We start from the raw sequence: 23,888 nt of genomic DNA on the forward strand, positions 1-23,888 counted from the left end.
GAGGTGCGGGGGTGGGGCCTAGAGGGGGGTGACGTACGCCCCGGAGATGCCGCCGTCAACGAGGAAGTCGGTGGCGTTGACGAAGGAGGAGTCGTCGCTCGCGAGGAAGGCGACGGCGGCGGCGATCTCGGTGGGCTCGGCGAACCGGCCCAGCGGGATGTGCACGAGCCGGCGGGCGGCGCGCTCCGGGTCCTTGGCGAACAGCTCCTGCAGGAGCGGGGTGTTGACGGGCCCCGGGCACAGCGCGTTGACGCGGATGCCCTCGCGGGCGAACTGCACGCCGAGTTCGCGGGACATCGCCAGTACGCCGCCCTTGGAGGCGGTGTAGGAGATCTGCGAGGTGGCGGCGCCCATGATGGCCACGAAGGAGGCGGTGTTGATGATGGAGCCGCGTCCCTGGCGCTGCATGTAGGGCAGGGCGGCCTTGCAGCACAGGTAGACGGAGGTGAGGTTGACGTCCTGGACGCGCTTCCAGGCCTCCAGCCCGGTGGTGAGGATCGAGTCGTCGTCCGGGGGCGAGATGCCGGCGTTGTTGAAGGCGATGTCGACGGAGCCGTAGGTGTCGAAGGCGGTCTTGAAGAGCGCCTCCACCTCCTCCGGGCTGGTGACGTCGACCTTCACGAAGGTGCCGCCCACCTCTTCGGCGGCGGCCTTGCCGGCGGTCTCGTCGATGTCGCCGCAGACGATGTTGGCGCCCTCGGAGGCCAGGCGGCGGGCGGTGGCCAGGCCGATGCCGCTGCCGGCTCCGGTGATGACGGCGGTACGGCCGACCAGGCGGCGGCAGACGATCTCGGTGGACTCAGTGGACATGTTTTCAGGCCTCCGTGCTGATGAAGACGTTCTTGGTCTCGGTGAAAGCGGAGAGGGAGTCGGGTCCGAGCTCGCGGCCGAGCCCGGACTGCTTGTAGCCGCCGAAGGGCGTCCAGTAGCGGACGCTGCTGTGGGAGTTGACCGACAGGTTGCCGGCGGCGACGGCACGCGAGACGCGCAGCGCGCGGCCCACGTCGCGGGTCCACAGGGAGCCGGCGAGGCCGTACTCGGTGGCGTTGGCCAGGCGTACGGCGTCCTCCTCGTCCTCGAAGGGCAGGACGACGGCGACGGGTCCGAAGACCTCCTCGGCGGCCACGGGCGCGGTGGGGCCGACGCCGGTGACGAGGGTCGCGGGGTACCAGAAGCCGGGGCCCTCGGGGGCGGTGCCGCGGACCACGGTGAGGTCGTCGGTGACGTAGGACCGTACGCGGTCCAGCTGCACCCGCGAGATCAGCGGCCCCATCTGCGTCTTCTCGTCGTTCGGGTCCCCGACGACCACGCTCTCGATCGCGGGGGCCAGCAGCTCCATGAACCGGTCGTAGGCGGAGCGCTGGACGAGGATCCGGGTGCGGGCGCAGCAGTCCTGCCCGGTGTTGTCCAGGAAGGACATCGGAGCGGCGGCCGCGGCGGCCTCCAGGTCCGCGTCCGCGAAGACGATGTTGGGGTTCTTGCCGCCGAGTTCGAGGGTCACCCGCTTCACCCGGTCGGCGCACTTGGCCATGATCTGCTTGCCGACCCGGGTGGAGCCCGTGAAGACGATCTTGGCCACGCCCGGGTGCTCGACGAGGGCGTCGCCCGCGACCGTCCCGCGGCCGGGCAGCACCTGCAGCAGGTGCTCGGGGAGTCCGGCCTCCAGGGCGAGCTCCGCCAGCCGCAGCGCGGTGAGCGGCGTGGTCTCGGCGGGCTTGAGGATGACGGCGTTGCCGGCGGCGAGGGCCGGGGCCAGGCCCCAGGCGGCGATCGGCATGGGGAAGTTCCACGGGGCGATCACGCCGATGACGCCGAGGGGTTCGAGGAAGGTGACGTCGATGCCCCCGGCGACGGGGATCTGACGGCCGGAGAGCCGCTCGACTCCGCCGGCGGCGAAGTCGAGGACGTCGCGCACGTTGCCGGCTTCCCAGCGGGCGTTGCCGATGGTGTGGCCCGCCTCGCGGACCTCCAGTTGCGCCAGTTCCTCGATGTGCCCGTCGACCACGGCGGCGAACCGGCGCAGCAGTCTCGCCCGGTCGGCGGGCGCGGCGGCCGCCCAGGTCCGCTGGGCCGCGGCGGCCCGTACGACGGCGGCGTCGACATCGTCCCGTGTGGCGGCCGGGACGATGGCGACGAGTTCCTCGGTGGCCGGATTCAAGACTTCCAGCGCGTCGGACACGTGGTGGCCTTTCAGACGTTCGGGTGCGGTGGGTGCGGTGGATCCGGTAATGCGGTGCCGTGGGACGGCTCCGGTTCGGGTTCCGGTTCCGGTTCGGGTTCGGGTTCGGGTTCGGGTTCGGGTTCTACAGGCGTTCGAAGGAGCGGCGCAGTTCCCAGTCGGTCACCGCGGAGTCGTACGCGTCCAGTTCGACGCGGGCCATGTTCCGGTAGTGGGCGACGACCTCGGGGCCGAAGGCGGCCTTGGCGATCTCGCTGTTCTCCCAGAGTTCGGCGGCCTCGCGCAAGGTGGTGGGGACGTGCGCGAAGTCGGCGGTGTAGGCGTTGCCTGCACAGGGCTCGGGCAGCTCCAGCTGGTGCTCGATGCCGTAGATCCCGGCCGCGACCAGGCCCGCGACGGCGAGGTACGGGTTGACGTCCCCGCCGGGGAGGCGGTTCTCGAAGCGCATGGAGCGGCCGTGGCCGACGACGCGCAGCGCGCAGGTCCGGTTGTCCACGCCCCACGCGACGGCGGTCGGCGCGAAGGATCCCGGACGGAAACGCTTGTACGAGTTGATGTTGGGGGCGTAGAGAAGGGAGAAGTCGCGCAGCGCGGCGAGCTGGCCGGCCAGGAAGTGGCGCATCACCGGTGACATACCGCCGTGGGCGTGCGCGTCCGGGCCGTCCGCCGCCATCGCGTTGCGCCCGTCGGCGTCGCCCAGCGAGAGGTGAATGTGGCAGGAGTTGCCCTCGCGCTCGTCGTACTTGGCCATGAAGGTGAGCGAGACGCCCTCCTGGGCGGCGATCTCCTTGGCCCCCGTCTTGTAGACGGCGTGCTGGTCGCAGGTCTTCAGCGCCTCGTCGTAGCGGAAGGCGATCTCGTGCTGGCCGAGGTTGCACTCGCCCTTGGCCGACTCGACGACCAGGCCCGCGGCCTGCATCTCGTTGCGGATGCGGCGCAGCAGGGGTTCGACGCGGCCGGTCCCGAGGACGGAGTAGTCGATGTTGTACTGGTTGGCGGGGGTCAGGCCGCGGTAGTTGGAGTTCCAGGCCTGCTCGTAGGTGTCCTGGAAGACCATGAACTCCAGCTCGGTGCCCACCATCGCGGTGTAGCCCCGTTCGCCGAGGCGCTCCAGCTGGCGGCGCAGGATCTGCCGGGGTGCGGCGACCACGGGCGAGCCGTCGCCCCAGGCGAGGTCGGCGAGGAGGAAGGCGCTGCCCGGGTTCCAGGGGATCCGGCGCAGGGTGGCGAGGTCGGGGTGCATGGCGAAGTCGCCGTAGCCCCGGTCCCAGGAGGACATCTCGTATCCGTCGACGGTGTTCATGTCGGTGTCGACGGCGAGCAGGTAGTTGCAGCCCTCGGTGCCGTGCTCGAGGACCTCGTCGAGGAAGAACTGGGCGGCGAACCGCTTGCCCTGGAGCCGCCCCTGCATGTCGGGGAAGGCCAGGACCACTGTGTCGATCTCACCGCTGGCGACGAGAGCTCGGAGCTCTTCCGTCGAAAGCGGCGGCTTGCGGTCTACCACGGGAATCTCTCCTTCGGTGAGCCGAATACGCCTAAGGTATTGAACAGAACCATTGCTTGGGAAGGGGAGGAGGCGAGATGACCGATACGGCGAGCGAGGGCGACTCCGTCGCGCGGCTCAATCCCGTGCTGCGCCAGGTGCGGGCGGGCAACGGTTTCGAGGAGGCGCTGGAGCAGATCCTCCAGGTCGTCCGGCTCGGCCTGGTGCCGGGCGGGGAACGGCTGCCGCCCGAGCGCGAGTTGGCCGAGCGGATGGGGATCAGCCGGGTCACGCTCCGCGAGGTGCTGAAGGTGCTCCAGGACCAGGGCCTGGTGGAGGCCCGGCGCGGGCGGTACGGCGGAACGTTTGTGCTGCCCCGCCCCGACACCCCGGCCGGGGGCGCCGAGGAGGAGCTGCGCCGGCGCGTCGCGGGCGTGGACATCGAGGACGTCCTGCGCTTCCGCGAGGTCCTGGAGGTGGGCGCGGCCGGACTGTGTGCGTCCCAGGGGCTGTCGGAGCCGGACACGGACCGGCTGCTCGGCGCGCTGGCCGCCACCCACGACGCCCCGCTGGCCGCCTACCGGCGCCAGGACACGCTCTTCCACCTCACCCTGTGCGAACTCGCCGGATCCGCCACCCTGACGGCCCAGTACGCGGCCGTCCGCGCGACCGTGAACGACCTGCTGGACTGCATCCCGCTGCTGGTGCGCAACCTCGAGCACTCCCAGCAGCAGCACAGCACGCTGGTGGAGGCGGTGCTGGAGCGGGACGCGGACGCGGCGCGCGAGGTGATGCGCGAGCACTGCTGCGGCACGGCGGCGCTGCTGCGGGGGTTCCTGGCCTGAGCGGGGCGGGCGCGCGGGAGCGGCGGGGAGGGCCGCGGAAGCCCCCGGGAGGTTTTCGTAACCCCTGTTTAACGCAGGGGTCTTGCGCCCGCCACGCCGGAGCAGCAAAGGTACGCCCCACAACCATTGCCCTAGGCAGGAGCGCACATGGCCGACGACACCGGCGCACGGCTGGCAGCCGTGCCCGAACCCACCACATCCCCCGAGAACGGCGGCGACGGCTACCTGGAGCGCCGCACCCTGCGCCGCGGCAGCGCCGGCTGGCTGCTCCTGACCGGCCTCGGTGTCGCGTACGTCGTCTCCGGCGACTTCTCCGGCTGGAACATCGGCCTCGCCCAGGGCGGTTTCGGCGGCCTCGCCATAGCCACCGTCCTGATGGGCGCGATGTACGCGTGCCTGGTCTTCTCCCTCGCCGAGCTGTCCGCGATCCTGCCGACCGCCGGCGGCGGCTACGGCTTCGCCCGCCGGGCGCTCGGCACCTGGGGCGGCTTCCTCACCGGCACCGCGATCCTCATCGAGTACGTCCTCGCCCCGGCCGCCATCGCCATCTTCATCGGCGACTACGTCGAGTCCCTCAACCTCTTCGGCCTCACCTCCGGCTGGCCGGTCTACCTCGCCTGCTTCGCGATCTTCATCGGCATCCACCTGTGGGGCGTCGGCGAGGCCCTCAGCTTCTCCCTCGTCGTCACCGCCATCGCCGTGATCGCCCTCATCGTCTTCGCCGTCGGCGCGTTCACCCAGTTCGACGCCTCCAACCTCGACAACATCGCCGTCGACACCTCCGCCGCCGGCGCGAGCTCGTGGCTGCCGCTGGGCTTCCTCGGCATCTGGGCCGCCTTCCCCTTCGGCATGTGGTTCTTCCTCGGCGTCGAGGGCGTTCCGCTGGCCGCCGAGGAGGCCAAGGACCCGGTCCGCTCCGTGCCGCGCGCCCTGTCGATCTCCATGGGCATCCTGGTCCTGCTCGCGCTGGTCACCTTCCTCGCCTCGACCGGAGCGCGCGGCGCCGACGCCATCAAGGACGCCGGCAACCCGCTGGTCGTCGCCCTGGAAGGCGACCCCGGCCTCTCCTGGCTGAAGACCTTCGTCAACTACGCGGGCCTGGCCGGGCTCGTGGCCTCCTTCTTCTCCCTCATCTACGCCGGCTCGCGCCAGCTGTTCGCCCTCTCCCGGGCGGGCTACCTGCCCCGCTTCCTGTCCCTGACCTCCCGGCGCAAGGCCCCGTACCTCGGCCTTCTCATCCCCGGCGCGATCGGCTTCGCGCTGGCCGCCGCCACCGGGAACGGCCCGCGCATGCTGAACATCGCGGTGTTCGGCGCGACCATCTCGTACGCGCTGATGGCCCTGTCGCACATCGTGCTGCGGCGCCGCGAGCCCGGCCTGGAGCGCCCGTACCGCACCCCCGGCGGCATCGCGACCTCCACGGTGGCCTTCGTGCTCGCCCTCTCCGCCCTGGTCGCCACCTTCCTCGTCGACAAGGACGCGGCGTTCATGGCCCTGGGCGTGTACGCCGTCGCCCTCGCCTACTTCGCGTTCTACAGTCGCCACCACCTGGTGGCCTCCGCGCCGGAGGAGGAGTTCGCGGCGCTGGCGGAAGCCGAGGCCGAGCTCTCCCGCGACTGATCCCCGGATCCCCCGCCCCTTCCCCGGAGGTACCCACCGTGCCCAGGCCGCTCATCGGCATCACCACCTACGTCGAGGAGTCCACCCGCTACGGCGTGTGGGACCTCCCGACGGCCCTCGTCCCCACCCGGTACTACGAACTCGTCCAGGCGTCGGGCGGCACGGCCGTGCTGCTCCCGCCGGACGAGCCGGAGGCGGCGCAGGAGGTGCTGGCCCGACTGGACGGCCTGGTCGTCGCGGGCGGCCCGGACGTGGACCCGGTCCGGTACGGGGCTCCGCGCGATCCCCGCACCGGAGCGCCGGCGACGGTGCGCGACGAGTGGGAACTGGCGCTCATCGCCGCGGCGCTGGCCTCCCGCAAGCCCCTGCTCGGGATCTGCCGGGGCATGCAGGCGCTGAACGTGGCCCTGGGCGGGACGCTGATCCAGCACATCGACGGCCACGTGGTGGGCGACGGCGTCTTCTCCTGGCACCCCGTCCGTCCGGTCCCCGGCACCCGGTACGCGGCGCTGGTCCCGGAGGAGTCGGAGGTCCCGACCTACCACCACCAGGCCGCCGACCGGCTGGGCCGCGGCCTGATCGCCTCGTCCCACGCCGCCGACGGAACGGTGGAGTCGATCGAACTGGCCGACCCCGCCCACTGGGCCGTGGGCGTCCAATGGCACCCGGAACGCGACAAGGACACCCGCGTCATGTCAGCCCTGATCACCGCGGCATCCACCCCACCCGGGTGAAATCCGGTCCCGCCGACCGCATCGGCCCCGCCCGGGGCCACCTCCCAGCGGTGGCCGGGGACAGCCCCCGGTCCCGCGCCACGGGGTCAGTGGCGGGTCAGCGCGAGCAAGTCCCGCGCCGGGCCCGCCGGCCGGGCCCCCGCGGGCCAGACCGCCCGGAGCTCCCGCGCCAGCCCCGCCCCGATCACCGGCACGGACACCAGCCTGCGGCCCGCGAGTTCGTCCCCGACCGCCAGTTCCGACAGCACGCACGGCCCCGCCCCGCTCACCGCCGCCGCCTTCACCGCGGTCGTCGAAGCCAGTTCCAGCAGCGGCTCCGCCAGCCCCCCGCACCCGGCCAGCGCCGCGTCCAACACCTGCCGGGTCCCCGATCCCCACTCCCGCAGGATCAGCGGCGTCGCCGCCAGCTCCGTCGCCGAGACCCCCTGCGAGCGCCGCGCCCACGGGTGCCCGGGGGCCACTGCCACCACGAGCCGGTCCTGCGCGATCACCACCGAGTCGAGTCCCTCCGGCACGCTCAGCCCCTCCACGAAGCCGAGGTCCGCCTCGTGCGCGAGGACCCGCTCGGCCACCACCGCCGAGTTCCCCGCGTGCAGCGACACCGCCGTACCGGGGCGCTGTCCGCGCAGCGCGATCAGCCAGCCGGGCAGCAGGTACTCCGCGATGGTCATGCTCGCCGCGACCCGCAGCCGGGAGTCCCGGCGGCCCCGCAGCGCCTGCGCGCCCGCGTCGAAGGCCTCGGCCGCCTCCACCACCCGTCGCGCCCAGTCCGTGACCAGCGCACCCTCCGCCGTCAGCGTCGACCCGCGCGGGGACCGGTCCACCAGCGCGACCCCGAGCCGGGTCTCCATCGCCCGGATCCGACTGCTGGCGGCGGGCTGGGTGATCCCGAGCCGCCGCGCGGCGCCGCTCAGGCTGCCGAGGCGCGCGACCGCGATCAGCAGTTCCATGGCGCCCAGGTCGGGGACCCGGTGCGCCAGCGGAACCAGCGCGTCGGGCCGCTCCTCGCTGCCGTACGCACTGCCGTATCCGCTGCCACTGCCGTACCCATTGCCCATAAATTCAGTTTATGCCCTCATAGGACACTGCCCCCTGCCGTCCGGCCCCGCCCGGCACGAGGCTGGACCCATGGCCACCACCCTCGTACGACCCCGTCCCGCCACCCCCGGGATCCAGCGGACCCACAAGGCTCCCGCGCTGCGCCACCTCGGCCCCAACTGGTACGCCGCCGTCATGGGCACGGCGATCATCGCCAACGCCGGCGCGACCCTCCCCTACCAGCTCCCCGGCCAGCGCGTGGTCTGCCAGCTCTTCTGGGTCCTGGCCGCCACCGCCCTCGCCGTGCTCCTGACCGCCCGGGCCGGCCACTGGCTCCACCACCGCGACCAGGCCCGCGCCCACCTCCTCGACCCCGCCGTGGCCCCGTTCTACGGCTGCCTCTCGATGGCCCTGCTGGCCGTCGGCGGCGGCGCCCTGATCGTCGGCAAGGACCTGATCGGGGTCCGCGCCGCCGTCGCCGCCGACACGGTCCTGTTCACCGCGGGCACCGCGATCGGCCTGGTCGCGGCCGTGGCCGTGCCGTACCTGATGGTGGTCCGCCACAAGGTCGAGGCCCACCAGGCCACCCCCGTCTGGCTGCTCCCCCTGGTCGCCCCGATGGTCTCCGCCGCGCTGGGCCCCCTGCTGATCCCCCACCTGGCCGCGGGCCAGGCCCGCGAGGCCATGCTGCTCGGCTGCTACGCCATGTTCGGCATCAGCCTGCTGGCCACCCTGCTGATGCTCCCCCTGGTCTTCGGGCGGCTGATCGTGAGCGGCCCCCTGCCCCTGGCGCTCACCCCGACCCTGTTCCTGGTCCTCGGCCCCCTGGGCCAGTCCACCACCGCCGTGAACTCCCTCGCGGACATGGCCCCCCAGTCGATATCCGGCGCGTACTCCGGCGCCTTCGCCGCCTTCGCCGTCGTCTACGGGGTCCCCGTGATGGGATTCGCCCTGCTGTGGCTGGCGCTGGCCGCGGCGATGCTGGTGCGGGCCGCCCGCGACGGCATGGGGTTCGCGATGACCTGGTGGGCGCTGACCTTCCCCGTCGGCACCTGCGTCACCGGCGCCGCCGGGCTGGCCCGCCACACCGGGCTCACCGCCTTCTCCTGGCTGGCCGCGGCCCTCTTCCTGGCCCTGCTGACCGCCTGGCTGCTCGCCGCCGCGAACACCCTGCGGGGCCTGTTCACCGGCCGCCTGATCGCCGCACCCCGCTAGTGCCGTGCCCATCTCCTACGGGGTCGGGCCCGCCGCCCGCAGCGCCCGCGCCAGGACCTCCGGGGCCTCGGCCAGCGAGGGCCCGTACCAGGTCAGGTGCCGTCCGCTGACGAGCGCGGCGGGGATCCCGGGGAAGGCCTCGGGCCCGTCACCGGCGGTGAAGCGGTACGGCTCGTCCGGGAGGACGACGAGGTCGCAGCCCGAAGCGGCCAGCTCGGCCGCCCCGATCCGCGGATAGCGCTCCGCGTGCCCGGCGTAGGCGTTGCGGACGCCCAGGCGGGCCAGCAGGTCTCCCGCGAAGGTGTCCCGCCCGAGCACCATCCAGGGCCGCCGCCAGACCGGTACGAAGGCCAGGGCGGGCGGGAGCGGCTCCACGCGGGCCCACGCGGCCTCGGCGTCCGCCAGCCAGCCGGGCCGCTCCAGCCCCAGCGCCCCCACCAGGACCCGCTCCAGCTCGCTCAAGGCCTGCGGCAGGTCCCGTACCTCGGTGACCAGCACGTCCAGCCCGGCGGCCCGCAGCGCGGCCAGGTCCGGGGCCCGGTTCTCCTCCTCGTTGGCGATGACCAGGTCCGGGCGCAGCTCCACGATCGCCCGGACGTCGGGGTTCTTGGTGCCCCCGACGCGCGCCGCCTCCCCGAGCGCGGCCGGGTGCGTGCACCAGTCGGTCACCCCGACCAGCGCTCCGGGCGCGCTCACCGCCACCGCCTCGGTCAGGGAGGGCACCAGCGAGACGATCCGCTCCGGCGTGCGCACCCGGTTCCTCAGTGTCCCGGCGAGGGCGGTTCGGAGGTGGCGTGGATGTGGTCGCCGACCGCCACGATCAGGATCCGGGTGTCCTCGGTGACGGCCCGCCAGCGGTGGCGCACCCCGCCGGACAGGAACAGCGCGTCCCCGTTCTCCAGCCGGTAGGCCCGGCCCTCCGCCTCCACCTGGCAGGCGCCCGAGACCACGTACATCAGCTCGTCGTTGCGGTGCTGGTACTCGCGGCCGGCGTCCTGGTCCCCGGTGAACTCCAGTGCGTGCAGCTGGTGGTGCCCGCGTACGAGGGGCCGTACGCCGGGGACCGGGGTGAGCCCCGAGTCGTCGCCGGCCCGGACGAGGTCCACGGTGCGCGCGGTGTCGGAGGCGGCCAGCAGCTCGACGGCCGTGGTCTCCAGCGCGTCGGCGACCCGTTCGAGGGACCGCATGCTGGGGCGGGCCCGTTCGTTCTCTATCTGGCTGAGGAAGGGGACCGACAGGCCGCTGCGCGCGGACACGGCGGCGAGCGTGAGGTGCAGCGCCCGGCGTCTCTTGCGCACGGCGACGCCCACCCGGAGCGGCTCCTTGGCGTCCTTGTCCCGGTCGCGGTCCTTCTCGTCGGGGCCGCCCGCGCCGTTCGCGGCGCCCGCACGGCGGGTGCCGCTCGTACCGTCCGTACCGCTGCCGCTCGTACCGCTCACGCTCTTCGTGCCGTCCGTGCCATCCCTGTCGTCCATGGCGGGGCTGCCCTCCCCTTGTCCTGGTCCATCGCGCATCGGTGTGCTGTAAGCACCTTACGCAGCAACCGGCCCCGGTTTCGCGCTCAAGAGCCGAGAGACCGCACCTGCGCCACTTTGCCCGTGGCGCCAAGGCATCATCGTGATCGTGACGACGACACGACGCCTGATGCTCCTGGACACCGCCTCCCTCTACTACCGCGCGTACTTCGGCGTGCCGGAATCCGTGAAAGCCCCCGACGGCACCCCGGTCAACGCCGTGCGCGGCCTGCTCGACTTCATCGGCCGCCTCGTACAGGACCACCGGCCCGACGATCTCGTGGCCTGCATGGACGCCGACTGGCGGCCGCACTGGCGGGTGGAGCTGATCCCCTCCTACAAGGCCCACCGGGTCGCGCAGGAGTCCGCGAGCGGCCCCGACCTCGAGGAGACCCCGGACACCCTGGCCCCGCAGGTGCCGATCATCGAGGCGGCCCTGGACGCCTTCGGGATCGCCCGGGTGGGGGTCGCCGGCTACGAGGCGGACGACGTGATCGGCACGCTGACCACCCGCGCCACCGGCCCGGTGGACATCGTCACCGGCGACCGGGACCTGTACCAGCTGGTCGACGACTCCCGGTACCGGCGCGTGCTCTACCCGCTGAAGGGGGTCGGCACCCTCCAGGTGACCGACGAGGCGTGGCTGCTGGAGAAGTACGGGGTCGACGGCCCGGGCTACGCGGACCTGGCCCTGCTGCGCGGCGATCCGAGCGACGGCCTGCCGGGCGTCCCGGGGATCGGCGAGAAGACCGCGGCGAAGCTGCTCCACGCGTACGGGGACCTGGCCGGGATCATCGCGGCGATCGACGACCCGAAGTCGGCCCTGACCCCCACCCAGCGCAAGCGGCTCGACGCATCCCGGCCGTATCTGGCGGTCGCCCCCAAGGTCGTCCAGGTCGCCTCCGATGTTCAACTGCCGCCGTTCGATCCGGCGCTCCCGGCCGCTCCGGCCCGGCCCGACCTGGTCGCGGCACTCGCCCGGCGCTGGGGCCTGGGGGGAGCAGTTGAACGCCTGAGCAGCACACTGCGCCCTTGAGGTGCTAACTTAGGTAATCCTAAGCTTCACGAAAGTCAGGGTCGGAAAGTCAGGGAGACGTCGTGGCAGAAGGACGCGCCCGCAAGGTCGGCACCGCAGTCGTCGTGCGCACCGAGCGGTTGACGCCGCACATGGTGCGGATCGTTCTGGGCGGTGACGGGCTGGCCGGCTTCGCAGCGGGCGCGTACACCGACCACTACGTGAAGATCCTGTTCGCACCGGAGGGCGTGCGCTACGCCTCCCCGTGGGACCTGGAGCAGATCCGGTCGGCCCACCCCCGTGAGGAATGGCCGCGCCAGCGGGCGTACACGGTCCGCGCCTGGGACCCGGCGCACCGCGAGCTGACCCTCGATTTCGTGGTCCACGGCGACGAGGGCCTGGCCGGCCCCTGGGCGGCCCGCGTCCAACCGGGTGAACTCGTGCGCTTCCTGGGACCGGGCGGCGCCTACACCCCGGACCCGGTCGCCGGCTGGCACCTGCTGGTCGGTGACGAGAGCGCCCTGCCGGCGATCGGCGCCGCGATGGAGCGGATGCCCTACGGCTCCCTGGTCCACGCGTTCATCGAGGTCGAGGGCCCCCGGGACGAGCTGAAGACCGCCACCCCGGACGGCACCACCCCGATCTGGGTCCACCGCGGCTCCCGCCCCGTCGGCGAGGCGCTGACCGAGGCCGTGCGGGCGCTGGCCTTCCCCTCCCGCGACGTCCACGCCTTCGTCCACGGCGAGGCGGGCTTCGTCAAGGAGCTCCGCCGCCACCTGCGCGTCGAGCGCGAGATCCCGCGCGAGCGCCTGTCGATCTCCGGCTACTGGCGCCTGGGCGAGACGGACGAGGGCTGGCGCGCGATCAAGCGCGACTGGAACGCCGGGGTCGAGGCCGAGCAGGAACCGGTCGGCGCCTCGCGCTGAGCCCCCGGACCGCCGTGCCCCGGCCCGCGAGGCGGGGCCGCCCGGTCGGCGCCACAATGGGGGCATGCGTACGCTCCGCGCGCTGACGGCGGCCGGAGCAGCCGCCCTCCTGGCGACCACCGGGACGGCAGCGGCCGCGCCCGGTCCGCCGCCCGCGCCGAAACCCCAGATCAGCGACGCGCAGGTCGAAGCGGCCGTGCGCCACCTCGACGCAACCGTCGAGGACCTCATGCGCCGCACCGGTGTCCCGGGCGTCTCCGTCGCCGTCGTCCACGACGACCGCGTACTGCACCTCAAGGGCTTCGGCCTGCGCCGGGTCGGCGAGAAGGACGCCGTGGGCCCGGACACCGTCTTCCAGATCGCCTCCCTCTCCAAACCGGTCTCCTCCACCGTCGTCGCCGGCGTCCTCAAGGACCCCGCCGACTTCGACCGGCACGCCGAGCTGCCCGGCTTCGCGCTGAAGGACCCCTGGGTCACCGGCCACGTCTCCACCGCCGACCTCTTCTCGCACCGCAGCGGCCTGCCCGACCACGCCGGCGACCTGCTCGAAGACCTCGGCTACGACCAGCCGTACATCCTCGACCACCTGCGCCTGGAGCCGCTGAGCGCGTTCCGCGCGAGCTACGCCTACACCAACTTCGGCTTCACCGCCGCCGCCGAGGCCGTCGCGAAGGCCCACGGCACCAGCTGGCAGAAGCTCGCCGACGACACCCTCTTCAAGCCGGCCGGCATGACGCGCACGAGCACCGAGTTCGCCGCCTTCGACAAGGCGCCCGACCACGCCGCCACCCACGTGCGCAACCCCGACGGCACCTGGAGCCCCCGCTTCGTCCGCGATCCGGACGCCCAGGCACCGGCCGGCGGGGTCAGCTCCACCGCCCGCGACATGTCCCGCTGGCTGCGGCTCCAGCTGGCCGGCGGCACGCTCGACGGCAAGCGCATCGTCCCCGCCGACACCCTCGCCCGCACCCACCTCCCCGAGATCGTGTCGCAGCCTGTGAACGCCACGGGCTCGACCGACTTCTACGGACTGGGCTGGAACGTCTCCTACGACTCCGCGGGCCGGGTCCGCCTGAGCCACTCCGGGGCCTTCGACCTCGGCGCCAACACCAACGTCACCATGCTCCCCCGGGAGAAGCTCGGCATCGTCGTCCTGACCAACGGCGCCCCCATCGGCGTCGCCGACACGGTGGCCCTGGACTTCTTCGACTTCGCCGAGCACGGCAAGAACACCACCGACTGGTTCCCGCTGGTCTCGGCCCTCTACGCGCAGCTCGACGACCAGGGCCGCTCCCCCACCGACTACGCGCGCCCGCCCGCCGCCGCCAAGGCGGCCCGGGCCGACTCCGCGTACACGGGGACGTACGACAACCCGTTCTACGGCAAGGCCGCCGTCACCGCGGACCGCGACGGCGCCCTGACCCTCGCGCTCGGGCCCGGACCCCAGCGCTACCCGCTCACCCACTACGACGGAGACGTCTTCAGCTTCGAGACGGCCGGCGAGAACGCCGTCGGGCGCACCGGGGTCACCTTCGCCGACGGCACCCTGCGCGTCGAGTACCTGGACGCCGACCACCTGGGGACCTTCACCCGGCAGTAGCCGGTCGGCCTAGGGTGGGGACCGATGAAACGCAACATCCCCCCCGCGCCCCTGCCCCAGGTCTCCGGCATCGATCCGGTCCGCATGCGGCTGCCCCCCGACCCGGAGGGCAGCTGGCCGGACCTCGGCTCGTACCTCACCGCCCGCTACGAGGGCACGCGCGGCGCCGAGTCGATGGCCCGCCTGCTGCGGGACGGCCGGGTGCTGGGCGCCGGCGGGCGCGTGCTGGGCGCCGGGGACCCGTACGAGCCGGGCGCCTTCCTCTGGTACCACCGGGACATGCCCGCCGAGCCGGTGGTGCCCTTCCCCATCGGGGTCGTGTACCGCGACGAGCACCTGCTGGTCGCCGACAAGCCGCACTTCCTGGCCACCACCCCGCGCGGCAGCCACGTCTTCCAGACGGCCCTGGCCCGGCTCCGGGTGGAGCTCGGCCTGCCCGCGCTGAGCCCGGCGCACCGGCTGGACCGGATGACGGCCGGGCTGGTGCTGTTCAGCGTCCGCCCCGAGGACCGGGGGGCCTATCAGCTGCTCTTCCAGGAGCGGCGGATCAAGAAGGAGTACGAGGCGCTCGCGCCCCACGACCCGGCGGTGGAGTTCCCCCGGACGCTGCGCAGCCACATCGAGAAGGTGCGCGGCGTGATGGCGGCCTCGGAGGTCGAGGGCGCCGAGCCCAATGCCGAGACGCTGGCCGAACTCGTCGGGGTCAAGGGCGGCCTGGGGCGCTACCGGCTGACCCCGCACACCGGGCGCACCCACCAGCTGCGGGTGCACATGAACAGTCTCGGCCTGCCGATCCTGGGCGACCCGGTCTATCCGGTGGTCCGCGATCCGGCGCCGGACGACTACCGCCGCCCGCTGCAACTACTGGCCCGCACACTGGAGTTCACCGACCCCGTCACCGGGATCGCGCACCGACTGGGGAGCGCCCTGTCCCTGCGGGCCTGGACCGACCTCCCCGGCTGGGAGACGGACCCGGGCCCCGGCCCCGGCCCCCGCCCCCGGACCTAGTGCTGTGACCGGGAAGGTTCGCCGGGTTGCTCGTGGTGCTGGTTGGAAAGGAGGTCTCCAATCAGCGTGGGGAGGCGGGATGGCGCAACCGGTCCGGGTTCGCGGCGTGCCGCAGTGGCATCGGTCCGGGATCGGCGATGAGAGTCAGGACGGATCGGGACAAAAGCCCGGATCTATACCTGCTGCACCACTGAACTGAGGGAACTGTGCAGGGGAGGAAGGCCGCAGGGCGGGGGCTGGGTCCAGGGTTGCGGCGCCGTCGCGGCGGAGAAGGGAGTCCGCACGGCGATGGCGGTCGGGTGCGGGAGGTCGCAGCTCTGCTTCGGATGGCCGGAGGCGCACGCTTCCGCTGGGTGCGAGTGGCCGCCGCCTCCGCCGGCGTCGTCACGGCGGTCGTACTGCTGGGCATCGTGGTCATGTGCGCCGCCGGTGTCGGCGAGCGCCAGGTGGGACACCGGGACGGCGCCGCCGGTGACGTGCGCGGAGGCGCTGTCGGCTCCGGCAGCGTGGGTGTAGAGGAATGCAAACAGCAGTGCGGTCAGCCACAGCAGTCGCAGCGGGCCCGCCTGGTGGCGGGTCCGCGTGGTGCTGAGCGCAGGGCGGGCCGTGATCACGCCGTGACCCTATCCGGCGTCCGGTAGGCGCTGTCCAGTGGCCCCGTTGTTGATCACACGAAGTGGTGGTCCGGGTGGGTTCAGGGAACCGGGCGCAGGCCGTCGAGGGTGACGGCGACCAGACGGGTCACCGCGGCCTCCGAGGTGAGGGCGGCCGCAGCGGTCAGGGCGTGGAGGCAGTACTGGGCGAGCTCGGCGGGTGGGATGTCGGAGCGCAGGTCGCCGGCTTCGGCTGCTTCGGCGAGGAGGTGCTGGAGCATGCCGTGCAGGTGCCGCTCGGCGTGGGTGACCTGCTCGCCCTGGTGCAGGAGGGCGGCGAGTTCGCCGCCGTGCCGCTGCCGGGCGATGCCCGCGTACGCCTCCAGCACCGCCCTCAGGCGCTCCACGGCCGTGCCGTCCTGGTCGCGGATGCCCGCGAGCTGCTGGAAGTGGGCGGCGACCTGGCGCTCATGCCAGCCCGACAGGACCGCTTCGACGTCGGAGAAGTACTTGTAGAGCGTGGCCCGCCCGATCCCGGTCTGCTCGGCGATCTGGGACATGGTCACCGACCGCAGGCCGCCCTGGGCCACCAGCTTCGCGGTGGTGTCCAGGATCGCCTCGCGCACGGCGGCGCGGTGCGCGTCGATCGTCTCGTTCCACAGCTTCGGCACCCACCCAGGATACGGACGTCCACAGGGCATACACTCGGTTTCAGATAGAGACAGAGTGTCTCGAAAAAACGGGAGGTGTCGTGGCAGGCTCACCGGACCGTCACGATGACGACGGCGAGGGCGCGCCGCGCTGGGTGAAGGTCTCCGCCGCGATCGCCGTCGTGCTGGTCGTGGTGTTCGTGATCGTGCACCTGGCCGGCGGCGGCATGGCGGGCCACGCGCCGTGACCCAGTTCCCGCCGCGGCTGCGCAAGCTGACCCTCACGCTCCATGTCACCTCCTCGGTCGGCTGGCTGGGCGCGGTCGCAGCGTTCCTCGCCCTCGCCGTCGCCGGCCTCACCAGCAGCGCGCCTCAGACGGTGCGGGGCGCCTATCTGGCCATGGACGTGCTGGGCTGGTATGTGATCGTCCCGTTCAGCGTCGCCTGCCTGCTGACCGGCCTGGTGCAGTCGCTCGGCACCGTGTGGGGGCTGCTGCGGCACTACTGGGTGATCACGAAACTGCTGATCACCGTGGCCGCGACCGTGCTGCTGCTGGTCCACATGCAGCCCGTCGGCCACCTCGCGGACGCGGCCGCCGCCCTGCTGGTGCTGCTCACGGCGGTCACCCTGTCGGTGTTCAAGCCGCGTGGAGTGACGCGCCACGGACGCCGCCGCCGGTGCGAGCAGAACTCTCCGCCGCGCTGAACCGTTCAGCCGGGCCAAGTTCGGCGCCCTCCGCGCGAACGCGGCCGGCCGCACCTTCGCGATGTGGCCAGCCTCGTTCCTGATGTGGGACTGCGGTCAGTGGTAGGCGTGGACGACGGCGTGACCCTTGCCGCGGCCGATCATCCACTTGTTCACCGGCGTCGTGATCACGAAGGCCACGGCGAAACCGCCCATCAGCGCCGTCCAGAACAGCGCGTCCGACAGGTGGGCGTCCATCGCCCCGGGCGTCAGGGCGATGATGCCGTTGTCGACGAGTTCCATCACCGCGATCGAGACGGTGTCCGCGGCCAGCGCCACCTTGATCGCGCTCTTCCAGTCCAGGCCGGCCCGGCGGACCGCGAACAGCGTGAAGGAGTAGCCGAAGACGAACGCCAGCGTGATCGCCAGGATCATCGTCTGGACGTTGCCCCACATCAGGGCGGTACCGATGACCATGCCGAGGATCTCGCCGATCGCACATCCGGTCAGGCAGTGCAGCGTCGCCTTCACGGCGGCCCCCCAGGTCACCCCGCCCATCTGCTGCCCGGCATGATCCGCGTGCACCTGGTGCGCGCTGTGGTCGTGAGCGGTGCCGGTGTGGTGTGCGCTGTGGTCCATGACCGTCATCCCCAATCCCGTCAAGTGTGACCCCGCTCCCGCGGACCCACACCACAACCATATACCCCCCCAGGGTATTCCGCGGTGTTGAACCCAGCAAAGGGCGGAGGGGTGTGCGGGCCCGTACGGCCCCGGCACATCCCTCCGCCCGGGTGGGTCAGTTCTTGCCGAGCAGGTCGTTCATCCTGGTGATCTCGGCGGTCTGCGAGGTGATGATGGCGTCCGCCATCGTCTTGGCCTCGGGGAAGGAACCGTCGGCCTTCTCCGTCTTGGCCATCGCCACCGCGCCCTCGTGGTGCTTGATCATGAGCTGCATGAAGGCGGTGTCGAACGCCTTGCCGGACGCCTTCTGCAGGTTGTCCATCTCCTCGGGCGTCATCATTCCGCCGTCGGCGCCGTGCGCGGAGTGGTCCATGGCGCCGTCGGCGGGAACCTGCTCACCCCAGGAGGTCAGCCAGCCGGAGAGGGTCTTGATCTCCGGGTCCTGGGCCTTCTTGATCTCGTCGGCGAGCTTCTTGACCTCGGCGGACTCGGCCCGGGTGGGCGCGAGGTCGGCCATCTCCACGGCCTGGCGGTGGTGGGGGATCATCCCCTTGGCGAACGCGACGTCGGCCGCCTTGTGCTGGCCCTGGGAGGTCGGAGCGGACGGGGAGGCCGAGGGCGACGGGCTGTGGCCGTTGTGCCCGGCGGAGGTGTCGTTGCTCGATCCGCACGCGGCGAGCACGAGGGAGGCGGCGCCCGCGACGGCGACGAGGGCGGTCCGGCGGATGAGGTTCTTGTTCACGGTGGTGCGACTCCTTGATGCGCCGCCCGAGCGGGCAGGCGCCGATACGGAACGAGGACGTGCCGGAGCGCGGCATCCCCCCGCCGGCCAAGCCGGGACAAGGGGGTGCCGTACGGGCGGTCCTATATCCGCAGGAGTTGCAGATCAGCGAGATCGGGCGGCGCACGCCCGCTCTCCGGGGTCCCGGCCGCACTGCCGGTCAGTACCACCGGTGCGGGCCCGGTATCGAGAGCCGCGGCGAGGACGGGAGGCGCGTACGCGGCGCCGACAGCGGCCGCCGCACACGTGGCATCCGCGTGCTCCGCGTGGCCCATTCCACCGTCAGTGTGCGAGCAGTCACCAGCCACCTGCTGGGCGGCATCGTCGTGGACCATTGCCATGACGTGGCCATCGGCAGTTGCCGATGCCTTCGTGGGCGCAGGTCCCGGCCCCAGGCCGTGCATCGCCAGCACACCGGCCAGCACCGCCAGCACCAGCGGCACGAAGCCACGCCCGGCAAGGCGACGGCTCGACGGCTGCAACGTGCTGGTCATGCGGTCATCGTACGATCCGATCCGGCCGCACGGCTCGGCCTCCGCCGACCAGGCTCGGTGTCAGGAGTTGCGTGGGGTTACCAGGCCGGATTCGTAGGCGAGGATCACGAGCTGGGCGCGATCGCGGGCGCGGAGTTTGGTCATGGCCCGGTTGACGTGGGTTTTCGCGGTCAGTGGGCTGATCACCATGCGGTCTGCGATCTCGTCGTTGGACAGGCGCGCTCTGGGTGCGACGGTGGAGGAGCACCAGCCTCAACAGGGTGTACGCGTCCTACGATGACCCGCACGGTCACCTGCTCTGTCTCTTCCTTCCCGGTGCCTGACCGGCATGCCCTGGAGGTGATGGACGCACGCCCCCTTCGGGAGGCGCACCGGATGCACAGCGCGGGGGGCGAGTGGGTCTGACCGGGACGCGCCCTCGGTTCCTGCCAGGCCGAGGAGGCGTGAGAGAGCCCGGCAGGGTGGTCACGGTCTCGGCCGGGCTCTGTTTGTGGGGCAGTGGCGCACCCTCGGAAGGCGCCGACACCCACACCCGCTTGCCGCATGAAGCCGGCCGGGTGCGAGGTCAGTGGCCGAGGGCGCTTTTGAGCTGCTGCTTCGTCATGGACGAGCGGCCTTCGATGCCGCGCTTCTTCGCCTCCTGGTAGAGGTCCTCCTTGGTGCGCTCGGAAGAGCCGCCGCCCCCGTGGGACTTCTCGCCTCCGCGCTGCGATGCCGACTTGCCCTGTGTGGAGCTGCGGCTGGCCGTCTTGCTCTCTCCGGACCGCGCGCGTTCCTTGTTCACGGTGCGGGAGGGGCCGACGTCCTCTTCGCGATGCTCCGCGATGGGACCTTCTACGAACCCCAGACGCCGGGCGCCAGCTGAAGGCAACAATCCCGTCTGCGAGCGGAACCACTACATCAAGTGGACCTCCACGGAGAACCCTTCTCCAAGAACGGAGTTCAGGTGCTCCGCATGCGCACCCAGCCATTGGCGAGCGCCAGAGAACTGTGCCGTCAGCTCAACGAGCACGTAATCCTCGGAGCCATCAGTAGACCCGCCACAGACGCAGCAACGCAGACGCTGGCTCAGCCCGCCCGTCCACTCCGGTCCGTTCCCGCCCACTGCCACCGCCTGATCATCAGCATCCACGGTCACATCGTTCCAGACGCCCCGAAGCAACACCCATCCACCTTGACCAAAGTGATAGGGGCACCCCCTGTTGAGCGACTCTCAACGTGAGCACGTACGTGACGGCTCGCGACGTTGCTGGTGAACACGAACGTTGATCTCGACGGGCAGTCTGATGGCGCTTCGTGTGCGACGACACGGTGAACACGAAGCGCCATCGCCTACCAGGCCGCCCTCCACCTCGCCGCCATCCTGATCCGGGTCCGGCGATAGCCCGCTGCGCCTATCGTCCACCCGCCCACGGCACTCACCAGTTGCCATGATGGTTCACTTGCCGCACAGCTCGTGGACGGCCGGGGAGGGTGTGTGGAAGAGCCAGGATTCCGTGTGCTGCTGACAGAAGCAGGAGACCGGAAAATGGAGGCAGTCCGTGCGATACGGACGATCACCGGCCTCAGCCTGTGGAACAGCAAGCTTCTGCTTGCCGACGCACCCGTAGAGGTCGAGGCAGCCGGCTGGTTCGAAGCCGCTGTCGAGGCGGCTCGGACCCTTGAGGACGTAGGCGCCCGCACCACGCTGCTCTGCGATTGCTGCGGCCGCCCCATTAGGCGGGGAGCCTTCCCCCTCACCTCGGCGCAGTGCACGGACCCGCGGCCCTTGGAGATCTGCTGGGCAAATGGCCTGCCCACAGCGACCTGAAATCGGCCGAGTTCGATCTGAGAGACAGGCCCTAGGCGACTTGACCGGTTGATCCGGGCATGATCACCCACCTGTTTGGAGAGATTCCGGCTGATCGTTGCAGGTCAGGTGGAGGTGTCGGTGCTGGTTGTCGACTCGGACGGGCTGTTGGTGGAGCGTCAGCTTCGGCAGGGTCGACTGATTTGTCCGGCGTGTGAGGCGGTTTTGGCGCCGTGGGGTCATGGCCGGCCGCGGTCGATCCGGGGTGATCTGGGAGCCCGGTTGTTTCTGCTGCCGCGCCGTACGCGCTGCTCAGCCTGCAAGGTTACCCACGTGCTGCTGGCGGAGGCGTTTTGGCCGCGGCGGGCGGATGCGGCCGAGGTCATCGGGGCGGGTCTGGAGATAGCCGCGTTGGGCATGGGGCACCGCCAAGTCGCCGTCCGTCTGGGCCTGGCCGAGGGCACGGTCCGTGGCTGGCTGCGGGCGTTCGCCAGGCGAGCCGAGGACGTGCGCCGGCACTTCACCATCGCTCTGGTCGCGCTCGCGGACGACCCGGTGATGCCGGAAGTGACGCCTTCGATGTTCGCCGACGCCGTCTCTGCGGTCGCGGTCGCCCATCGGGCGGCCGCGACGAAGTGGCCGCACATGCTCACGGTGTCGCGGTGGGAGTTCGCCGGCCGGGCGATAAGTGGCAGCGTTCTGACCTCACCTTCTACAGCTAGTTGATCAACACGGGCCGCCCCTGGGCGGGATCGGAGGGCGCCGGAAGTCTTGATCGTGTCCGCCGGCGAAGCGGCGGGCTCTGTTCGAGACGCGAGGTGGGTTGCCTATGTCACCGAGTGAGGACGAGGACCGTCGCCGGGCGGAGCGGGCCCGGCAGGTGGGCCTGTTCCGTTACGGCCTGATCCAGGACTTGATCGATACGAAGCTCACGACACGCCAGCGCGGGAAACTCGCCCGTGAACTGGCCGCGAAGGAGCACACCGACCCGTTCGGCCGGCAGGTCAGGGTCGCCCGCGGCACCCTGGACCGCTGGGCCCGTCACTACCGCGCGGGCGGGTTTCCCGCGCTGGTACCGGCCCAGCGGCAGGTCACCCCGCGGACGCCGGTGGAGGTGCTGGACCTGGCAGCGGCACTGAAGAAGGAGAACCCTGCCCGCACCGCGGCTCAGATCCAGCGGATCCTGCGGACCACGCAGGGGTGGTCGCCGACCGACCGGACGCTGCAGCGGCACTTCGCGGACGCCGGCCTCACCGGCGCCGGCGCCAGCAGTGAGAAGAGCGTGTTCGGCCGGTTCGAGGCCACCCGCGGCAACGAGCTGTGGACCGGGGACGCCCTCCACGGACCGAAGATCGGAGGGCGCAAGACGTACTTGTTCGCGTTCATCGACGATCACAGCCGGGCGATCGTAGGCCATCGGTTCGGGTTCGCGGAGGACACCGTCCGCCTGGCCGCCGCCCTGCGGCCGGCGCTGTCTGCCCGCGGGGTCCCGGAGTCGATCTACGTCGACAACGGGAGTGCCTTCGTCGACACGTGGCTCTTGCGAGCGTGCGCGTCTCTGGCCGTTCGGCTCACGCACTCCAAGCCGGGACGGCCTCAGGGCAGGGGGAAGATCGAACGGTTCTTCCGCACGGTCCGTGATCAGTTCCTGGTCGAGCTCGACGAGGAACGTGTCGGTCAGATTGAGCATCTCACCGAGCTGAACAGGCTTTTCACCGCGTGGGTGGAGACGGTCTATCACCGCACCGTGCACTCGGAGACGGGGCAGCCTCCGATCGAACGGTGGCTGGGTTCGATTCCCCGGCCGCTGCCGCTGCCCAGCCCCGCTGATCTTCGGGAGGCGTTTCTGTGGTCGGAGTTCCGGACCGTGACGAAGACCGCGACGGTCAGCCTGCACGGCAACAGCTACGAGGCCGACCCGATGCTGGTCGGGATGAAGGTCGAGCTGGTCTTCGACCCGTTCGACCTGACCGAGATCGAGGTGAGGGCCTCGGGGAAGACGGCGGGCAAGGCCGTCCCGCACCGGGTGGGCCGGCACACCCATCCGAAGGCGAGGCCGGAGACACCACCGGAGTCGGCCCCGCCGACTGGAATCGACTACCTGAAGATCCTCGACGAGACGCACACGGCGAACACCGCGAAAGGCATCAACTACTCGTCCCTGATGGACGACGGGCGGGGACCGCGATGATCGACCGCGTTCAGGGGTTTTCGGTTTCACCCGCGTCCCCTTCGGCCGGAACCTGGCTCCGTCCATGCTTCACCAGCACCACTCCCACCGGGAAGCTGCCGCCCGGATCGCGTGGTGCATCAACAACCGGGCGATCGGCGTGGTCACTGGCGAGGTCGGATCCGGAAAGACCGTCGCTCTCAAAGGTGCCGTCGCCTCGCTCGACCCGGCCCGGTTCACGGTCATCTACCAGCCCAATCCCGAGGTCGGCATGCGCGGCCTCTATGACCGCATCGTCACCAGCCTGGGCGGGACCCCCAAGTTCCACCTGGCCGCTCTCGCCACCCAGGCGTCTGCCGCGCTGGCCGCCGAGGTCGACGAACGGGGACGAACGCCGGCCGTGGTGATCGACGAGTCGCACCTCCTCGACCACCAGGAGCTGGACGCGATCCGCATGCTCACCAACTACGACATGGACTCCACGACGCCGTTCGCGGTGTTGCTGATCGGCCAGCCCACCCTGCGCAAACGGATGAAACACGGCGTCCTGGCGGCCCTGGACCAGCGGATCTCGATCAGCTACCAGATGCCCACGATGAGCAAGGAGGAGACCGCCAGCTACATCAAGCACCACCTCACGATCGCCGGACGAGAGGACACCCTGTTCTCCGACGACGCCGTCGAACTGATCCACCTCACCAGCCGCGGCCTGCCCCGCTCGGTCAACAACATCGCCTGGCAGTCCCTCATCGCCGCCTTCACCGAGGAGAAAGGCATCGTCGACGAGTCCTCCACCCGCACCGCCATCACCGAGACCCACGCGACAGAGTGAGCACGAAGCCGACACCGTGTTCACGACGACCCCGGC

The 23,888-nt window shown here is 71.4% G+C and carries 26 protein-coding genes and 1 pseudogene; 14 read left to right on the plus strand and 13 right to left on the minus strand.

Annotated features, from left to right (window positions below; genetic code table 11):
• Window positions 1-18 precede the first annotated feature (18 nt).
• From DRB89_RS25145 to DRB89_RS25155, 3 genes are all read right to left on the minus strand, one after another.
• The gene (locus DRB89_RS25145) at window positions 19-810 is read right to left on the minus strand and encodes a 3-oxoacyl-ACP reductase (RefSeq protein WP_112450576.1); all 792 of its coding nucleotides are present in this window, start codon (window positions 808-810) and stop codon (window positions 19-21) included.
• A gap of 4 nt (window positions 811-814) precedes the next feature.
• Window positions 815-2,179, minus strand: coding sequence for an aldehyde dehydrogenase family protein (locus DRB89_RS25150; protein WP_112450577.1), 1,365 nt, complete (start codon window positions 2,177-2,179; stop codon window positions 815-817).
• A 124-nt stretch (window positions 2,180-2,303) separates the two neighbouring features.
• Window positions 2,304-3,683: a glutamine synthetase family protein gene (locus DRB89_RS25155; RefSeq protein ID WP_112450578.1), complete on the minus strand. Its 1,380-nt coding sequence runs from the start codon at window positions 3,681-3,683 to the stop codon at window positions 2,304-2,306.
• Window positions 3,684-3,760: 77 nt separating this feature from the next.
• On the opposite strand from DRB89_RS25155, the gene DRB89_RS25160 reads away from it, so the two are divergent.
• The 3 genes from DRB89_RS25160 to DRB89_RS25170 all read left to right on the plus strand — a co-directional run bounded on the left by DRB89_RS25160 (window position 3,761) and on the right by DRB89_RS25170 (window position 6,861).
• Window positions 3,761-4,507: an FCD domain-containing protein gene (locus DRB89_RS25160; protein WP_112450579.1), complete on the plus strand. Its 747-nt coding sequence runs from the start codon at window positions 3,761-3,763 to the stop codon at window positions 4,505-4,507.
• A gap of 147 nt (window positions 4,508-4,654) precedes the next feature.
• On the plus strand, window positions 4,655-6,127 hold the full coding sequence (gene eat, locus DRB89_RS25165) for an ethanolamine permease (RefSeq protein ID WP_239516327.1): 1,473 nt from the start codon (window positions 4,655-4,657) through the stop codon (window positions 6,125-6,127).
• A 38-nt stretch (window positions 6,128-6,165) separates the two neighbouring features.
• Window positions 6,166-6,861: a gamma-glutamyl-gamma-aminobutyrate hydrolase family protein gene (locus DRB89_RS25170; protein WP_112450580.1), complete on the plus strand. Its 696-nt coding sequence runs from the start codon at window positions 6,166-6,168 to the stop codon at window positions 6,859-6,861.
• Window positions 6,862-6,947: 86 nt separating this feature from the next.
• On the opposite strand, the gene DRB89_RS25175 is transcribed toward DRB89_RS25170, so the two are convergent.
• Window positions 6,948-7,919, minus strand: coding sequence for a LysR family transcriptional regulator (locus DRB89_RS25175; protein ID WP_112450581.1), 972 nt, complete (start codon window positions 7,917-7,919; stop codon window positions 6,948-6,950).
• A gap of 70 nt (window positions 7,920-7,989) precedes the next feature.
• Here DRB89_RS25175 and DRB89_RS25180 point away from each other — a divergent pair, with 70 nt between their 5' ends.
• Window positions 7,990-9,114, plus strand: a complete 1,125-nt coding sequence (locus DRB89_RS25180; RefSeq protein ID WP_112450582.1) for a TDT family transporter — start codon at window positions 7,990-7,992, stop codon at window positions 9,112-9,114.
• Between the two features lie 15 nt (window positions 9,115-9,129).
• Here the strand turns inward: DRB89_RS25180 and DRB89_RS25185 are convergent, their stop codons facing one another.
• A complete protein-coding gene (locus tag DRB89_RS25185; protein WP_112450583.1) occupies window positions 9,130-9,867 on the minus strand; it encodes a helical backbone metal receptor in 738 nt (245 codons plus the stop codon).
• 8 nt (window positions 9,868-9,875) lie between these two features.
• Entirely contained in the window at window positions 9,876-10,424 is a 549-nt protein-coding gene (locus tag DRB89_RS25190) for an XRE family transcriptional regulator (RefSeq protein ID WP_112453705.1), read from the minus strand.
• 334 nt (window positions 10,425-10,758) lie between these two features.
• Between DRB89_RS25190 and DRB89_RS25195 the strand changes: the two genes are divergently transcribed.
• From DRB89_RS25195 to DRB89_RS25210, 4 genes are all read left to right on the plus strand, one after another.
• Window positions 10,759-11,664: a 5'-3' exonuclease gene (locus DRB89_RS25195; protein ID WP_112450584.1), complete on the plus strand. Its 906-nt coding sequence runs from the start codon at window positions 10,759-10,761 to the stop codon at window positions 11,662-11,664.
• Window positions 11,665-11,726: 62 nt separating this feature from the next.
• Window positions 11,727-12,569, plus strand: coding sequence for a siderophore-interacting protein (locus DRB89_RS25200; RefSeq protein WP_112450585.1), 843 nt, complete (start codon window positions 11,727-11,729; stop codon window positions 12,567-12,569).
• A gap of 64 nt (window positions 12,570-12,633) precedes the next feature.
• Window positions 12,634-14,169 carry a serine hydrolase gene (locus DRB89_RS25205; protein WP_112450586.1) on the plus strand — a complete coding sequence of 512 codons (1,536 nt, stop codon included), beginning with the start codon at window positions 12,634-12,636 and terminating at the stop codon, window positions 14,167-14,169.
• A 24-nt stretch (window positions 14,170-14,193) separates the two neighbouring features.
• A complete protein-coding gene (locus DRB89_RS25210) occupies window positions 14,194-15,177 on the plus strand; it encodes an RluA family pseudouridine synthase (protein ID WP_112463421.1) in 984 nt (327 codons plus the stop codon).
• A gap of 173 nt (window positions 15,178-15,350) precedes the next feature.
• Here the strand turns inward: DRB89_RS25210 and DRB89_RS25215 are convergent, their stop codons facing one another.
• On the minus strand, window positions 15,351-15,791 hold the full coding sequence (locus DRB89_RS25215) for a hypothetical protein (RefSeq protein WP_112449534.1): 441 nt from the start codon (window positions 15,789-15,791) through the stop codon (window positions 15,351-15,353).
• Between the two features lie 80 nt (window positions 15,792-15,871).
• Window positions 15,872-16,441: a TetR/AcrR family transcriptional regulator gene (locus DRB89_RS25220; protein ID WP_112449533.1), complete on the minus strand. Its 570-nt coding sequence runs from the start codon at window positions 16,439-16,441 to the stop codon at window positions 15,872-15,874.
• 80 nt (window positions 16,442-16,521) lie between these two features.
• Here DRB89_RS25220 and DRB89_RS43130 point away from each other — a divergent pair, with 80 nt between their 5' ends.
• Both DRB89_RS43130 and DRB89_RS25225 read left to right on the plus strand, forming a co-directional pair.
• Complete coding sequence (locus DRB89_RS43130) at window positions 16,522-16,668, plus strand: hypothetical protein (RefSeq protein ID WP_162688712.1); 147 nt, start codon at window positions 16,522-16,524, stop codon at window positions 16,666-16,668.
• Window positions 16,665-17,126, plus strand: coding sequence for a hypothetical protein (locus DRB89_RS25225; RefSeq protein ID WP_112449532.1), 462 nt, complete (start codon window positions 16,665-16,667; stop codon window positions 17,124-17,126). Before DRB89_RS43130 ends, DRB89_RS25225 begins: the two co-directional genes overlap by 4 nt.
• A gap of 96 nt (window positions 17,127-17,222) precedes the next feature.
• Here DRB89_RS25225 and DRB89_RS25230 read toward each other — a convergent pair whose 3' ends face one another.
• The 5 genes and pseudogenes from DRB89_RS25230 to DRB89_RS25250 form a co-directional block, all read right to left on the minus strand.
• Entirely contained in the window at window positions 17,223-17,744 is a 522-nt protein-coding gene (locus DRB89_RS25230; protein ID WP_112453549.1) for a DUF4396 domain-containing protein, read from the minus strand.
• Window positions 17,745-17,901: 157 nt separating this feature from the next.
• Complete coding sequence (locus tag DRB89_RS25235) at window positions 17,902-18,528, minus strand: DUF305 domain-containing protein (RefSeq protein WP_162688713.1); 627 nt, start codon at window positions 18,526-18,528, stop codon at window positions 17,902-17,904.
• A 122-nt stretch (window positions 18,529-18,650) separates the two neighbouring features.
• Window positions 18,651-19,061, minus strand: a complete 411-nt coding sequence (locus DRB89_RS25240; protein WP_112449531.1) for a DUF6153 family protein — start codon at window positions 19,059-19,061, stop codon at window positions 18,651-18,653.
• 60 nt (window positions 19,062-19,121) lie between these two features.
• Window positions 19,122-19,283 (minus strand): annotated as a pseudogene (locus DRB89_RS25245) (helix-turn-helix transcriptional regulator); the annotation flags it as partial.
• Between the two features lie 343 nt (window positions 19,284-19,626).
• On the minus strand, window positions 19,627-19,908 hold the full coding sequence (locus tag DRB89_RS25250) for a plasmid stabilization protein (protein WP_112453547.1): 282 nt from the start codon (window positions 19,906-19,908) through the stop codon (window positions 19,627-19,629).
• A 651-nt stretch (window positions 19,909-20,559) separates the two neighbouring features.
• Here DRB89_RS25250 and DRB89_RS25260 point away from each other — a divergent pair.
• The 4 genes from DRB89_RS25260 (at window position 20,560) to DRB89_RS25275 (ending at window position 23,852) form a co-directional block, all read left to right on the plus strand.
• Entirely contained in the window at window positions 20,560-20,871 is a 312-nt protein-coding gene (locus tag DRB89_RS25260; protein WP_275431934.1) for a ribosomal protein L7/L12, read from the plus strand.
• 120 nt (window positions 20,872-20,991) lie between these two features.
• On the plus strand, window positions 20,992-21,576 hold the full coding sequence (locus tag DRB89_RS25265) for a DUF6431 domain-containing protein (protein ID WP_162688714.1): 585 nt from the start codon (window positions 20,992-20,994) through the stop codon (window positions 21,574-21,576).
• A 103-nt stretch (window positions 21,577-21,679) separates the two neighbouring features.
• On the plus strand, window positions 21,680-23,041 hold the full coding sequence (locus DRB89_RS25270) for a DDE-type integrase/transposase/recombinase (RefSeq protein ID WP_112449528.1): 1,362 nt from the start codon (window positions 21,680-21,682) through the stop codon (window positions 23,039-23,041).
• A gap of 64 nt (window positions 23,042-23,105) precedes the next feature.
• Window positions 23,106-23,852, plus strand: a complete 747-nt coding sequence (locus DRB89_RS25275; protein WP_112449527.1) for an AAA family ATPase — start codon at window positions 23,106-23,108, stop codon at window positions 23,850-23,852.
• The last annotated feature ends 36 nt before the right edge of the window (window positions 23,853-23,888 follow it).

The organism is Streptomyces sp. ICC4 (genome assembly GCF_003287915.1).
In the GTDB taxonomy this organism is placed as follows: Bacteria; Actinomycetota; Actinomycetes; order Streptomycetales; family Streptomycetaceae; genus Streptomyces; species Streptomyces tritrimontium.